Annotated in this window: 11 protein-coding genes and 1 riboswitch; of the genes, 4 read left to right on the top strand and 7 right to left on the bottom strand. The window is 70.8% G+C overall.

Going from position 1 to position 13,747, the window contains the following annotated elements; translation table 11 throughout:
• Positions 1-83 precede the first annotated feature (83 nt).
• Positions 84-166: riboswitch (ZMP/ZTP riboswitch) on the top strand.
• Positions 167-205: 39 nt separating this feature from the next.
• Together glyA and GH740_RS07005 are read left to right on the top strand one after the other, a co-directional pair.
• Entirely contained in the window at positions 206-1,480 is a 1,275-nt protein-coding gene (glyA, locus tag GH740_RS07010; RefSeq protein WP_153745350.1) for a serine hydroxymethyltransferase, read from the top strand.
• A 181-nt stretch (positions 1,481-1,661) separates the two neighbouring features.
• Positions 1,662-2,543, top strand: a complete 882-nt coding sequence (locus GH740_RS07005; protein WP_153745349.1) for a bifunctional methylenetetrahydrofolate dehydrogenase/methenyltetrahydrofolate cyclohydrolase — start codon at positions 1,662-1,664, stop codon at positions 2,541-2,543.
• A gap of 108 nt (positions 2,544-2,651) precedes the next feature.
• On the opposite strand, the gene GH740_RS07000 is transcribed toward GH740_RS07005, so the two are convergent.
• The 6 genes from GH740_RS07000 to GH740_RS06975 all read right to left on the bottom strand — a co-directional run bounded on the left by GH740_RS07000 (position 2,652) and on the right by GH740_RS06975 (position 9,340).
• Positions 2,652-3,455, bottom strand: a complete 804-nt coding sequence (locus tag GH740_RS07000) for an HpcH/HpaI aldolase/citrate lyase family protein (RefSeq protein ID WP_153745348.1) — start codon at positions 3,453-3,455, stop codon at positions 2,652-2,654.
• Positions 3,440-4,225 (bottom strand): 2-oxo-hept-4-ene-1,7-dioate hydratase, encoded by a 786-nt coding sequence (gene hpaH, locus GH740_RS06995; RefSeq protein ID WP_153745347.1) that lies wholly within the window; start codon positions 4,223-4,225, stop codon positions 3,440-3,442. The genes GH740_RS07000 and hpaH overlap by 16 nt, the downstream gene beginning before the upstream one ends.
• A gap of 171 nt (positions 4,226-4,396) precedes the next feature.
• Positions 4,397-5,560 carry a 3,4-dihydroxyphenylacetate 2,3-dioxygenase gene (hpaD, locus tag GH740_RS06990; protein ID WP_153745346.1) on the bottom strand — a complete coding sequence of 388 codons (1,164 nt, stop codon included), beginning with the start codon at positions 5,558-5,560 and terminating at the stop codon, positions 4,397-4,399.
• Between the two features lie 23 nt (positions 5,561-5,583).
• On the bottom strand, positions 5,584-7,143 hold the full coding sequence (gene hpaE / locus GH740_RS06985; RefSeq protein WP_153745345.1) for a 5-carboxymethyl-2-hydroxymuconate semialdehyde dehydrogenase: 1,560 nt from the start codon (positions 7,141-7,143) through the stop codon (positions 5,584-5,586).
• Positions 7,140-7,823 carry a GntR family transcriptional regulator gene (locus tag GH740_RS06980; RefSeq protein ID WP_153745344.1) on the bottom strand — a complete coding sequence of 228 codons (684 nt, stop codon included), beginning with the start codon at positions 7,821-7,823 and terminating at the stop codon, positions 7,140-7,142. The genes hpaE and GH740_RS06980 overlap by 4 nt, the downstream gene beginning before the upstream one ends.
• Positions 7,820-9,340: a fumarylacetoacetate hydrolase family protein gene (locus GH740_RS06975; RefSeq protein WP_153745343.1), complete on the bottom strand. Its 1,521-nt coding sequence runs from the start codon at positions 9,338-9,340 to the stop codon at positions 7,820-7,822. Before GH740_RS06975 ends, GH740_RS06980 begins: the two co-directional genes overlap by 4 nt.
• Positions 9,341-9,486: 146 nt before the next feature.
• On the opposite strand from GH740_RS06975, the gene GH740_RS06970 reads away from it, so the two are divergent.
• A complete protein-coding gene (locus GH740_RS06970) occupies positions 9,487-10,917 on the top strand; it encodes an MFS transporter (RefSeq protein WP_153745342.1) in 1,431 nt (476 codons plus the stop codon).
• Between the two features lie 68 nt (positions 10,918-10,985).
• Here the strand turns inward: GH740_RS06970 and GH740_RS06965 are convergent, their stop codons facing one another.
• Complete coding sequence (locus GH740_RS06965; protein WP_153745538.1) at positions 10,986-11,735, bottom strand: IclR family transcriptional regulator; 750 nt, start codon at positions 11,733-11,735, stop codon at positions 10,986-10,988.
• 127 nt (positions 11,736-11,862) lie between these two features.
• Between GH740_RS06965 and GH740_RS06960 the strand changes: the two genes are divergently transcribed.
• Positions 11,863-13,746 carry an FAD-dependent monooxygenase gene (locus GH740_RS06960; RefSeq protein WP_153745341.1) on the top strand — a complete coding sequence of 628 codons (1,884 nt, stop codon included), beginning with the start codon at positions 11,863-11,865 and terminating at the stop codon, positions 13,744-13,746.
• The last annotated feature ends 1 nt before the right edge of the window (position 13,747 follow it).

The raw sequence follows: 13,747 nt of genomic DNA, 5'->3' as shown, positions 1-13,747 counted from the left end.
GCCGCGGCGCATGCGCTTCATGTAAGGCACACTAACAAACCCTTCGGGCACGGGACAAGGAGCCGCGGGCCCATCCGGTATGCTCGGGATGTCGCGACTGGCGTTGGGGTGGGTCACCACCGGGGAGCGACCGACCGGCATTCGACCGCGCGCCTGGGCCGATGTGAACACCCGTTGCCTGCCTGTGCCGAGTCGAGGAGATGTCATGACCGACCGCTACTTCAACGCCCCGCTCGCCGAGGTCGACCCCGAGATCGCGGAGGTCCTCGAGCGCGAACTCGAGCGGCAGCGCGGCTACCTCGAGATGATCGCCTCGGAGAACTTCGTCCCGGTGTCGGTGCTGCAGTCGCAGGGATCGGTGCTCACGAACAAGTACGCCGAGGGCTACCCCGGGCGCCGCTACTACGGCGGCTGCGAAGAGGTGGATGTCGCCGAGCAGCTCGCCATCGAGCGCGCGAAGTCGCTGTTCGGCGCGGCGTACGCGAACGTCCAGCCGCACTCGGGTGCGACCGCGAACGCCGCCGTGCTGCACGCCATAGCGCGGCCCGGCGACACGCTGCTCGGGCTGTCCCTGGACCAGGGCGGGCACCTCACGCACGGCATGAAGATCAACTTCTCCGGGCGCCTGTACAACATCGTCGCCTACGGCGTGGATCCCGCCACGTCGCTCGTGGACATGGACGAGGTGCGCCGGCTCGCGCACGAGCACAAGCCGCGCGTCATCATCGCGGGCTGGTCGGCCTACCCGCGCCACCTCGACTTCGCCGCGTTCCGCGCCATCGCCGACGAGGTGGGCGCGCTGCTGTGGGTGGACATGGCGCACTTCGCCGGGCTCGTCGCGGCCGGGCTGCACCCGTCCCCGGTCCCGCACGCGCACGTCGTGTCATCCACCGTGCACAAGACGATCGGCGGGCCGCGGTCCGGCTTCATCCTCACGAACGACGCCGAGCTGGCGAAGAAGATCAACACCGCGGTGTTCCCGGGTCAGCAGGGCGGCCCGCTCATGCACGTGATCGCCGCGAAGGCGACGGCGTTCAAGATCGCGGCAACGCCGGAGTTCGCCGAGCGTCAGGAGCGCGTCCTGTCCGGTGCGCGGATCATCGCGGACCGGCTCGCGCAGCGGGATGTCGCGGACGCCGGGATCGCGGTGCGCTCCGGCGGCACGGATGTGCACCTGGTCCTCGTCGACCTGCGCGACGCCGTCATCGACGGCAAGCAGGCCGAGGACCTGCTGCACGAGATCCACATCACCGTGAACCGCAACGCGGTGCCGAACGACCCGCGTCCCCCGATGATCACGTCGGGCCTGCGCATCGGCACGCCGGCGCTGGCCACCCGCGGGTTCGGCGACGCCGAGTTCGCGGAGGTCGCCGACGTCATAGCGCTCGCGCTGCTGCCGGACCCGGATGTCGCGGCGCTGCGCGCCCGCGTCGCCGCGCTCGCCGAGGCGTTCCCGCTGTACCCGGGGCTGCAGCAGTAGCGGGTCTGGCGCCCGCGGCATCCCGCCGGGGTAGTATCACTATCGGCATAGTGATTGGCGACGGTCGGCCGCCCCGCCGACCGCGAGAGTGCATCTGACGGACGAGGGGGCGGGGAATACCCACGTTCTCGTCCGTCAGATGCACTCTCGCCGACGGGGACCGGACACGAGGAGACGAGACATGACAGCGCAGGTGCTGGATGGGAAGGCCGCGTCGGCGGCGATCAAGGCTGAGCTGGCCGAGCGGGTCGCGGCGCTGCGGGCGCGGGGGATCACGCCGGGGATCGCGACCGTGCTGGTGGGGGCGGATCCGGCCTCGCAGCTGTACGTGGGCATGAAGCGCAAGCAGTCCGAGGCGATCGGGATGAACTCGATCCACGTCGAGCTGCCCGCGGACGCGACGCAGGCCGACGTCGAGGCGGCGATCGACCGGCTCAACGCGGACCCGGCCTGCCACGGCTACATCGTGCAGTTGCCGCTGCCAAAGCACCTGGACACCGACGCGGTCCTGGAGCGGATCGATCCGGCCAAGGATGCCGACGGTCTGCATCCGACGAACCTGGGCCGGCTCGTGCTGAACGTGAACAGCCCGATCACCACGCCGCTGCCGTGCACGCCGCGCGGGGTGATCGAGCTGCTGCGACGCAACGACTACGACCTGGCAGGCAAGCACGTGGTCGTGGTCGGCCGCGGGGTGACGATCGGCCGGTCGATCGGGCTGCTGCTCACGCGCCGCCAGATCAACGCGACAGTGACGCTCACGCACACCGGCACCGTGGACCTGCCCTCGTATCTGCGCCAGGCGGACGTGATCGTGGCCGCCGCCGGGGTGAAGCACATCGTGCGGCCCGAGGACGTCAAACCCGGCGCGGCGGTGCTGGATGTCGGTGTCACCCGCGAGGACGACCCGGCCACCGGCAAGAGCACGGTGTACGGGGATGTCGACCCGGCCGTGGCCGAGGTGGCCGGCTGGCTCTCGCCGAACCCCGGCGGGGTGGGCCCGATGACCGTCGCGCTGCTGATGACGAACGTCGTCGAGGCCGCCGAACGCGCGGCATCCTGACCGTCGCGCTGCTGATGACGAACGTCGTCGAGGCGGCCGAGCGCGCGGCATCCTGACCTGCGCCGCACGGCGCGGGTCCGCACGACCCGCGCCGTGCGCCCCCCTGGGTCAGTACGAGTCGCGCTGCGCGCGGTCGGACTCCGGGATGAACCGCGCGGCCAGGGCCTCGGACGCGCGAGCGAGCATCGCCACGTCGGCGCCGACCGCGACGAAGTCCGCGCCCGCCTCGATGTAGCCCTGTGCGACGGCCGGGTCGAACGCGTTCACGCCCACCGGCTTGCCGGCGGCCTTGACCGCCGCGAACGTGCGGTGCACGGCAGCGGTCACCTCCGGATGGCTCTGGGCGCCGAGGTGCCCCATCGACGCCGCGAGGTCCGAGGGCCCCACGAACACCGCGTCGATGCCGTCGACCGCGGCGATCTCGGCCGCGTGCTCGACGGCCGCCGCCGTCTCGACCTGCACCGTGAGCGACACGTGCGACGCGCCGTCGCCGAGGTAGCCGTCGACGCGGTTCCAGCGGGCGCTGCGCGCGAGGGCACTGCCGACGCCGCGCACGCCCGCCGGCGGGTATCGCGTGGCCGCCACGGCGGCCCGCGCCTCGTCGGCCGAGGACACCATCGGCACGAGAAGGTTCTGCGCGCCGAGGTCCAGCACCTGCTTGATCTCGACGAGGTCCCCCCAGCGCACCCGCACGAGCGGCGTGATCGGATACGCGGCGACCACCTGCAGCTGCACGAGCACGGACTGCAGCGAGTTCGCGGAGTGCTCCATGTCGATCAGCAGCCAGTCGAGGCCCGACCCGGCGTCGATCTCGGCCATCACCGGGCTGCCGGTGCACGCCCACATCCCGATCAGGGGGCGGGATGCCGCGGCGAGCCGGTCGCGGAAGGTCGGGGTCAGGCGAAGCGACATGTGATGGTTCCCATCGGTCCGTAGTCGCACAGCACGCTGTCGCCGCGGGAGATCCACGCCGGCCGGGTGAAGGACCCGGCCAGGATGATCTCGCCGGCCTCGAGCCGCGCGCCGTGCTGGTGGAGCTTGTTCGCGAGCCAGGCCACACCGGTCGCCGGGTGGTTCAGGACGCCGGCGGCGACCCCGGTCTCCTCGATCGTCTCGTTGCGGTACAGCATCGCCGCGACCCACCGCAGGTCGACCTGGTCCGGGCGCATCGGCACGCCGCCGAGGACCATCCCGCCGTATGCCGCGTTGTCGCTGATCGTGTCGACGATCGTGCGGCCCTCCAGCTCGATGTGCGAGTTGAGCACCTCCAGCGCCGGGGTCACATACTCGGTCGCGCGCAGCACGTCGAACAGCGTGCAGTGCGGGCCTTCCAGTGGCCGGTTCAGGACGAAAGCGAGTTCGACCTCGATGCGCACGTTCGAGAAGCTGTCGAACGGGATCGTCGCCCCGTTCTCGTACACGGTGTCGTCGAACATCACGCCGTAGTCGGGCTCGCTGATCCCGGTCGCCTGCTGCATGGCCTTCGACGTCAGGCCTATCTTGCGGCCCACGAGGCGCCGGCCCGCGGCGAGGTTCGCGTCGCGCCACACGCCCTGGATCGCGTACGAGTCCTCGATCGTGGCGTCCGGGTACCGCGCGGTGATCCGCGGGATCACGCTGCGGGTGCGGTCGGCCTCGGCGAGCTCGCCGGCGAGCTGCGCGATCGTGTCGGGGTCCAGCATCCTGCCTCTTTCCTGTCGTCGCACGTGTCTCAGAAAGTGCGGGTGGAGCGTCGCCATCCCGCGCGAACTGCGACGCCTACTGGGGAGTGTCGCAGAAGATGCGGGCTGCGCGGGTGGCAACCCGCAGCTTCTGCGACACGTCGCGGGACGGCATCCGCCGCGGCCCGCGGCCTACAGCTGGTGGCCGAGCTTGTACTCGCCGAGCTTCCACTCCGGCATGCCGCCCTCGTCCGCAGAGCGCGTGTACGAGAAGCCGTCGGCGCCGATCGTGGCCTCGAGCTCGCTGGCCTGCTCGCGCTTCGTCACCGGCTGCGGGTTGCCGTCCAGGTCCAGCACGAGCGAGGCATCCCGGTACCAGCTGGGGACGACCGGGTTGCCCCAGAAGTCGCGGCGCTGGTTGTCGTGCACGTCCCATGTCACCACGGGATTGTCCGGGTCGCCGGTGTAGTAGTCCTGCGAGTAGATCTCCACGCGGTGCCCGTCCGGGTCGCGCAGGTACAGGTAGAACGCATTCGAGACGCCGTGCCGCCCGGGCCCCCGCTCGATGTTGTCGGACATGCGGAGGGCGCCGAGCTTGTCGCAGATGGAGAGGATGTTGTGCTTCTCGTGCGTGGAGAACGCTATGTGGTGCATGCGGGGGCCGTCGCCGCCGGTCATCGCGGTGTCGTGCACGGTGGGCTTGCGGCGCATCCACGACGCGTACACGGTCCCGTCTTCGTCCTGGATGTCCTCGGTGACGCGGAAGCCGAGGTCCTGCATGAACTTCGTGGCGCGCGGCACGTCCGGGGTGACCTGGTTGAAGTGGTCGAGGCGCACGAGCGCCCCGGGCGTGTACAGGTCGTAGCGCCAGGCGAGCCGCTCGACGTGCTCCACGTCGTGGAAGAACTCGTACGGGAACCCGAGCGGATCGGTGACCCGCACGGAGTCGCCGATGCCCTTCGTGAAGCCGGTGGCCCGCCGCTCGACGCGGCATCCGAGCTCCTCGTAGAACGCGACCGCGCGGTCCAGGTCCTCCGGCGTGCGCACCCGGAAGCCGAACACCGCGACGGCGGCGACCGGGCCCTGGCGCAGCACGAGGTTGTGGTGGATGAACTCCTCGAGCGTGCGCAGGTAGACCGCCTCGTCGTCCTCTTCGGTCACGGTCAGGCCCAGCACGTCGACGTAGAAGTCGCGCGAGCGCTTCAGGTCGGTCACCACGAGCTCCATGTACGCACAGCGCAGGATGTCGGGGGCCGGCACGGTCGGGGTGGGAGTGGGGTTCTCGCAGCTGATCGGCGCCTCCTGCGACACGTAGAAGCCGGAGGAGGTGAGGGTCATGTCTTTGCGGTCGGTCATGTCAGCGTCCTTGCGTGTGGGGTTCAGCGGGGGTCCGGGTCGTCCAGGTCGACCTCGGTGTGGTGGTCCTGCGTGCCGAACGTGGGGTTGTGGACCTTGCCGAGCGTGATGTGCACGGCCTGCTGGTCGGTGTAGAAGTCGATCGAGCGGTAGCCGCCCTCGTGACCGAGGCCGGAGGCCTTCACTCCGCCGAACGGGGTGCGCAGGTCGCGCACGTTGTTCGAGTTCAGCCACACCATGCCGGCCTCGACCGCCTGCGCGAAGTTGTGTGCGCGCTTCAGGTCGTTCGTCCAGATGTACGCGGCCAGGCCGTACTTCACGCCGTTCGCCAGCGCGAGGGCCTCCTCGTCGGTGTCGAACGGGGTGATCGCCACCACCGGGCCGAAGATCTCCTCCTGGAAGATCCGCGCGTCCGGCTTCACGTCGGCGAACACGGTGGGGGCCACGAAGTTTCCCTCCGGGAAGCCCTTGGGCCGGCCGCCGCCGGCGACCAGCCGCGCCTCCTGCTTGCCGATCTCGACGTAGCTCATCACCTTGTCGTAGTGCTCGGGGTGCACGAGCGCCCCGACCTCGGTGTCCGGGTCGTGCGGGTAGCCGACCTTCACCCGCGTGGCCTGCGCGGCGTACCGCTCGACGAACTCGTCGTACACGGCGCGCTCCACGAGGATGCGGCTGCCGGCCGTGCAGCGCTCGCCGTTCAGCGAGAACACGCCGAAGATCGTCGCGTCGACAGCGGCATCCAGGTCGGCGTCCGCGAACACGACGGCGGGGGACTTGCCCCCGAGCTCCATCGACAGCCCCTTCAGGAACGGCGCGGCGTTCGCGAAGATGATCTGGCCGGTGCGGCTCTCGCCGGTGAACGAGATGAGCGGGACGTCGGGGTGCTTGACGAGCGAGTCGCCCGCGAAGCCCTCCTCGCCGAACCCGTTGACGAGGTTGAAGACGCCTTCGGGCAGGCCGGCCTCCTCGAAGATGCCCGGCCACAGCGACGCGGACAGCGGCGTGAACTCCGCGGGCTTGAGGACGACCGTGTTGCCGGTGGCCAGCGCCGGGCCGAGCTTCCACGACTCGAGCATGAACGGCGTGTTCCACGGCGTGATCAGGCCCGCCACGCCGATCGGCTTGCGGTTGACGTAGTTGATCTGGCGGCCCGGCACCTTGAACGTGTCGTCGGCCTGCGCCACGATGAGGTCGGCGAAGAACCGGAAGTTCTCCGCGGCGCGGCGCGCCTGCCCGAGCGCCTGGGTGATCGGCAAGCCCGAGTCGAATGACTCGAGCTCGGCCAGCCGCGCGTCCCGCGACTCGACGATGTCGGCGATCCGGTGCAGCACGCGGGAGCGCTCGCGCGGCAGCATCCGGGGCCACGGGCCCTCGTCGAACGCCTTCTTCGCCGCGGCGACGGCACGGTCGATGTCGGCCTTCTTGCCGGAGGCCGCCTGCAGGTAGACCTCGTTGGAGACCGGTTCGAGGACGTCGAACGTGTCGCCGTCGAGGGAGTCGACGAACTCGCCGCCGATGTAGTGCTGGATGCGCGTGGGCAGGTCGGCCGGGACGTGCCGCATCGCGAGGGTGGGATCGGTCATTGGTCCTCCGTCGGTGCTGAGAGATCGGGGTGGCGGGCGGCGAGGAACTGGTCCAGGGTCCGCAGCCGGTGATTGCGCGCGGCCAGCTCGATCTGCAGCGGCTCGCCGCCGCCCTCGATGAGGGCCAGCAGCGCGTCGTGCTCGTCGACCGAGTGGCCGGCGCGTTCGGGGATGAACGTGAACGTCGAATCGCGCACGCCGGGCAGGCGCCGCCATCCGCGGTGCACGAGGTCGAGCACATGCGGGTTCGGGCAGCGCTCGAACAGGATCGTGTGGAACCGCTGGTTCAGGCGGGTGAACTCGTGGGGGTCGAAGTGTTCCAGCAGCTGGCGCATCTGGTTGTTGATGCGGCGGGCGTGCGCGAGCTCCTCGGCGGTCAGCAGCGGCGCGGCCATCGCTATCGCGGCGCCTTCGACAAGGCTCAGCGTCTGCATCGTGAACACGTACTCGGTCTCGTCGGCGACCGCGACGCGCGCACCCACATTGCGCTCGAACGTCACGTAGCCCTCGGCCTCGAGCCGCCGGATCGCCTCGCGCACCGGCACGACGCTCATGCCCAGCTCCTCGGCGATAGTGCCGAGGACGAGCCGGTAGCCGGGCGTGTACTCGTGGTGCACTATCCGGTCATGGAGGTGCTGGTACGCGCGCTCGGACTTGCTCGCCGTCAGCGTCTGGCTCATCGTCCGTCCTCGGCGCGCCCGGCGTCGTACTGCTCGCGCCACTGCGGGTTCATCGGGAACAGCCCGTCCAGGCGGTGGCCGTCGGCGACCTTCGCGGCAATCCAGCCGTCCTCGTCCTCCTGGGCCAGCGCGGCATCCACGACCTCTTCGACGAGGGCGGGCGGGATGACGATGACGCCGTCGCGGTCGCCGACGATGACATCCCCCGGCTGCACTGTCGCGCCGCCGCACGCGATCGTCAGGTCGTAGTCCCACGCGACGTGCCGGCGGCCGAGCACCGCGGGGTGCGCGCCCTTGGAGAACACCGGGATGCCGACCTCGGCGACGGCGTCGTAGTCGCGCACGGCGCCGTCGGTGACGATCCCCGCGGCGCCGGCGGCGTGCGCACGGATCGCGAGGATGTCGCCGAGCGTGCCGGCGCCCGCATCTCCGCGCGCCTCGATCACGACGACCTCACCCGCGCCGACCGCGTCGAATGCCCGCTTCTGCGGGTTGTAACCGCCGCCGTGCGCGGCGAAGAGGTCTTCCCGGCCGGGCACGAACCGCAGCGTCTTCGCGGTGCCGACGAGCTTCGCGTCGGGATGCATAGGCGTCAGGCCGTCGATCGCGACGCTGTTCAGGCCGCGTTTGCGCAGCTGAGCGGACAGGCCGGCGACCGGCGTGCGGGCGAGCTTGTCGCGCAGTTCGGCGGTGAGCAGGGGAGCGGGGGCGCCCAGGCCCGCGGCCTCCCGCGAGCCCCACGCGTCCTCGCGCTGCGTGTCGTCGGCGGTCGGCAGCGAGCCGATAGCGGCGTCGAACCCGTGCGCGGCCTGGACCACATGCGTGACGAGGTGTCCGGAACTGGGCGCGCCCGCGGCATCCGGGGCATCCACCTCGACCTCGACGACGTCTCCGGGGACCACGACCGACGAGCCCGCGGGGGTGCCGGTGAGGATCACGTCGCCCGGCTCCAGCGTGAAGTGCTGGGAGAGGTCGGCGACGAACTGCGCGAGCGGGAACAGCAGCCCCGCGGTCGTGTCGTCCTGGACGAGTGCGCCGTTCACCCACGTGCGCAGGCGCAGCGCGGCGGGGTCGACGGTGCGCGCGTCGATGAGCCGGGCGCCGAGGGGCGTGTAGCCGTCGCCGCCCTTGGACCGCACATTGGAGCCCTTGTCGTTGGCGCGCAGGTCGTACAGGCCGAAGTCGTTGGCCGCGGTCACCCAGCCGACGTGGTCCCACGCGGACTCGATGCCGACGCGGCGGGCGGCGGTGCCGATCACGAGCGCAATCTCGCCCTCGAACGCGAGCAGCTCGGTGCCGACAGGGCGCTCGATGGCGCTGCCGGTGCCGGCCACCGAGCTCGACGGCTTGAAGAAGTAGGAGGGGGATGCCGGGCGGCGGCCGCGCTGGTCGGCGCGCGACGCATAGCTCAGGTGCACGGCGATGATCTTGCCCGGGCGGCCCGGCAGCGCGGCGAAACGCGGATCGACCGAGTCGGCGCCTGCGGACTCGGCCGACGGAGTGCTGTCAGTGCTCATGAGCTCCCTCGCCCTTGTGTTGTATCTCAAATCGTATATGATCGGTGACACTTCGGCAACGACGGTTGGTCCGACCCGGAGCGATGTCGGGCGCACGGATGCGCGCACCGAGCGGAGTTCAGTCACCCTGACAGAGGAGTCACATCATGACCGCAACCCCTTCCCCCGACGCGGCCGGGGACGGGTTCACACCCACCGGCACCATCGCCTCCGCGGCCGACCGCCGCCGCGTGGTCTTCGCCACCGTCGTCGGGACCACGGTGGAGTGGTACGACTTCTTCATCTACGCGTTCGCGGCCGCGACGGTGTTCGCGTCGCTGTTCTTCGAGCCGATGGGCAAGGACTTCTCGCAGATAGTGGCGTTCTTCAGCGTCGGCGTGAGCTTCCTGTTCCGGCCGCTGGGTGCGTTCCTGGCCGGGCACTTCGGCGACAAGATCGGCCGCCGGCCGATGCTTGTGATCACGCTGTTGCTGATGGGCGGTGCCACCACGCTCGTGGGTCTGCTGCCCACGCACGCCCTGATCGGGGTGTGGGCGCCGATCCTGCTGATCCTGCTGCGGGTGCTCCAGGGCATCTCCGCCGGTGGCGAGTGGGGCGGTGCCGTGCTCATGGCGGTCGAGCACGCGCCCAAGCGCAAGCGCGGCCTGTTCGGGGCGTCCCCGCAGATCGGCGTGCCGATCGGCCTGCTGCTGGCATCCATGGTGCTCGCGTTGATGGCGCAGATAGCCCCCGGGGTCCCCGCCGGCTCGAACGTCGCCCTCCAGGACACCGCGTTCGGACAGTGGGGCTGGCGCGTGCCGTTCCTGCTGTCGATAGTGCTGATCGGCGTCGGCTACTGGGTGCGCCTGCGCGTCTCGGAGAGCCCGGTGTTCACCGAGATCGCCGAGCGCAAGGAGGAGACGCGGATGCCGATCGTCCGGCTGCTGCGTCACCACCTGCTGCTCGTGATCGTCGCGGCGCTCGTGTTCGCCGGCAACAACGCCGTCGGGTACATGACCACCGGCGGATACGTCCAGCACTACGCCACCGACCCGGAGGGGCCGATCAAGCTGCCCACCGGCCCGGTGTTCTGGGTCGTCGCGCTGTCCGGTGTCAGCTGGCTGGCCTCCACGTGGTTCGCCGGGTGGTTCTCGGACAAGATCGGCCGGCGCAACACGTACATCATCGGCTGGATCCTGCAGCTGATCGGCGTGTTCCTGCTGTTCCCGCTGACGAACGTGGGGTCGGTGTGGTCGCTGGCAGCCGCGCTGATCATCCTGTCGATCGGGCTCGGCTTCACGTACGGGCCGCAGGCGGCGCTGTACTCGGAGCTGTTCCCGGCCTCAATCCGGTTCTCCGGCGTGTCGATCTCCTACGCGCTCGGTGCGATCCTGGGCGGGGCGTTCTCGCCGGTGATCGCGCAGGCGATCTTCCAGGCGACCGGCCAGACCATCGGCATCACGTGGTACCTCGCCGGCATCACGGTGGTCGGCCTGGCCGCGACGCTGCTGCTGCGCGACCGCACCGGCATCCCGCTGGGCCCCGAGCACGAGGCCGAGCAGGCGCGCGGGCAGATCTACGGCATGGCCAGGGCCTGACGCGGCGGCGATCCCGGCATCCGACTCCGCCGGGCGGCCGCGCGCCTCGCGGTTCTGGGGCGGCGCGGTCAGCCGCCGAGCGCGGTGCGGATCGCGGTGGCGGCGCGCTGCAGGCGCGCGGCCAGCTCGGCGGCGGGGCGCTCGCTGGCCAGCGACACCACGGCGATCGCCGCCGGGGCGCGGCCGCGCAGCGGCAGCGGCACCGCCACCGCGTGCAGGCTCGGGATCACCTCGTCATGGCTCACCATGAACCCGCGGGCCGCCGCGTCGCGCACCAGCTGCTCGGCCTGCGCGGTCACCGTGGCGGGCCACTGCGCGCGAGGCAGCAGGCTGAGCACCGCCTTGCCCGGCGCACCGATGCCGATGGGATGCCGCGACCCTGGCCGCTGCGCCACGGACGCCGCCGCGTGCCGCGGCTCGACACTGGTCAGCGTCACGCACTCGTCACGGTCGAGCACCACGAGGAAGCACGTCATGCCGAGCTCGTTGGCCACCGCGGTCAGTTCCGGCAGCGCCTCAGACTGCAGGTCGTGCGCGACGCCGGCAGCCAGGGCCGCCAGGCGCGCGCCGAGCTCGATCCGCCCCGCGTCGGTCCGGGACACCAGTCCGTGGTCCTCGAGAGTGCGCAGCAGCCGGTAGCCGACGGATCGGTGCACCCCCAGCCGGCGGGCGACCTCGTCGATCGTGAGCGGCTCGCCGGCGTCACCGAGCAGCTCCAGGATCCGGATGCCGCGGCTGAGCGTCTGCGACGCCGGCGCGACGGCGCGCCCGGCCGGGGCGAGGCCCTGCACGGGGTGGCTGAGCGGGTCCGCGGCCATGCTGCTCCGATCGCGGATCTTGCTCGACATCCGCACGTCGTATACGATTCTGTTCAATAGTAGAGTGTCGCGTTCCAATATAGAACACTGCGGTGCGTTGCGACACCCTCGACGCCGAGGAGAGTCCATGCAGTTCCATCACAACGGGTACGTGTCCGGCGAGCCGCGGGTGCTGCCCGCCGCCGGCACCGGGATCGACCGCCCGACCGAGCTCCCCGACGAGATGGACGTGCTCATCGTCGGGTCGGGCCCTGCGGGCATGCTCCTGGCCGCGCAGATGTCGCAGTTCCCCGACGTCGTCACCCGCATGATCGAGCAGCGCTCCGGCCGGCTCGTGCTCGGGCAGGCCGACGGCATCCAGCCCCGCAGCGTCGAGACGTTCCAGGCGTTCGGCTTCGGCCCGCACATCGTCTCCGAGGCCTACAACATCGGGTGGATGAACTACTGGACGCCCGACCCGGAGCACCCCGAGAACATCATCCGCACGACCCGGCAGGCCGACTACGCGCAGGACATCAGCGAATTCCCGCACCTGATCGTGAACCAGGCCCGCGTGCTGGACTACTTCGCCGAGGCCGCCGTGCGCGGCCCCGCCCGGATCACCCCCGACTACGGCATCGAGTTCGTGGACCTGACCGTCCATCACGGCGGGGAGCACCCGGTCGAGGTGCGCGTGCGCTACGTCGCCGGTCCCCGCCAAGGGCAGGAGCGCACGGTGCGCGCGAAGTACGTCGCCGGCGGCGACGGCGCCCGCAGCCGGGTCCGCGAGGCGATCGGACGAAAGCACATCGGCAAGTTCGCCGCACACGCGTGGGGGGTGATGGATGTCACGGTGGAGACCGACTTCCCGGACTGGCGCACGAAGTGCGCGATCAACTCCGAGGCCGGCAACATCCTGCACATCCCGCGCGAAGGCGGGTACCTGTCCCGCGTGTACGTCGACCTCGGCGAGGTGCCCGAGGACGACCACCACCGCGTCCGCGACACCCCGCTGGAGCGGATCGTCGAGAAGGCCAACGAGATCCTGCACCCGTACACGATCGAGGTCCGCCAGGCCGCATGGCACAGCGTGTACGAAGTGGGCCACCGCGTCACCGACAAGTTCGACGACGTGGACGTGGACGCCGACCACGCCCCGCACGTGTTCCTGATGGGGGACGCGTGCCACACGCACTCCGCCAAGGCCGGGCAGGGCATGAACGTGTCGATGCAGGACGGCTTCAACCTCGGCTGGAAGCTCGGCTCCGTGCTCACCGGCCGCAGCCCCGAGGCGCTGCTGGCTACGTACTCCGCGGAGCGGCAGCCTGTCGCGCAGCAGCTCATCGACTTCGACCGCGAATGGTCGGCGCTGATGGCCCGCAAGCCCGAGGAGATCTCCGACCCGCAGGAGCTGGCGGACTTCTACCTCGCCACGAGCGAGTTCCCGTCCGGGTTCATGACCCAATACCCGCCGTCGATGATCGTCGGCGACGCGTCGCACCAGGACCTGGCGACGGGGTTCCCGATCGGCAAGCGGTTCAAATCCGCGCAGGCTGTGCGGGTGTGCGACGGGAACATCGAGCACATCGGGCACCGGCATCTCGCGGACGGGCGCTGGCGGATCTACGCGTTCGCCGACCGTCCCGGCCAGGGCGAGGCATCCGCGCTGGCCGACTGGGCGCAGTGGATGGCGACCTCGCCGGAGTCGCCGGTGGTCCGGTGCACGCCCGCCGGCGCGGACGCGGACGCGGTGCTGGATGTCACGGTGACCTACCAGCAGGACTTCGCGGCCGTGGACGTGACTCGCGCGCCCGAGGTGTTCCGTCCCCGGTGCGGCGCGCTCGCGCTGCGCAACTGGGAGAAGGTGTACGCCGCCGGCAGCGGAACGGACATCTTCGCCGAGCGCGGCCTGTCCCGCGACGGGGTCGTGGTCGTGGTCCGTCCCGACCAGTACGTCGCCGCGGTGCTGCCGCTTGCGGCCACCGACGAGCTCGCCGCGTTCTTCGCCCGGAACCTCGTCCCGGCCGACTGAG

Origin of the sequence: Microbacterium sp. SYP-A9085, from assembly GCF_009649635.1 — a bacterium.
Lineage (GTDB): Bacteria > Actinomycetota > Actinomycetes > Actinomycetales > Microbacteriaceae > Microbacterium.
Note: the sequence above shows the minus strand (reverse complement) of the source record. Positions and strands in the feature narration are given on the sequence as shown.